The organism is Pseudoalteromonas sp. S327 (assembly GCF_005886415.1).
Classification (GTDB): Bacteria; Pseudomonadota; Gammaproteobacteria; order Enterobacterales; family Alteromonadaceae; genus Pseudoalteromonas; species Pseudoalteromonas atlantica.
The window spans coordinates 1-274 of the sequence record NZ_PNDP01000179.1 but is presented as its reverse complement, the minus strand read 5'-3'; the positions used below and the strand labels follow the sequence as shown (position 1 = coordinate 274).

Genomic DNA, 274 nt, shown 5'->3' with positions numbered 1-274 from the left:
GGCACGGGATAGCGCCTAGTTGGTGGTTTACTGTGAGAAGCAGGGCTTGCGCTACATCGGTAGGGGAGCGGGTAAAGGCGTTTTTAAGTCCGATCATGGCCATCGGTAATTGGCCTTTTAGTGTATCGGCAACCCCTAACACCGCGCACTCTGCAAGGGCTGGTTGGGATGCGACTATTTCTTCCATTTCGCCGGTTGAAAGACTATGACCAGATACGTTTATAACATCGTCTGTACGGCCCATTATAAATAGGTAACCATAGCCATCTATGTA

1 protein-coding gene is annotated in these 274 nt (G+C 49.6%); it reads right to left on the bottom strand.

The genetic code is table 11. The annotated features are described in order from the left end of the window. Positions 1-274, bottom strand: a 274-nt coding sequence (locus CWB60_RS20625; RefSeq protein ID WP_138628033.1) for an AMP-binding enzyme, incomplete at both ends; no start/stop codon positions are given.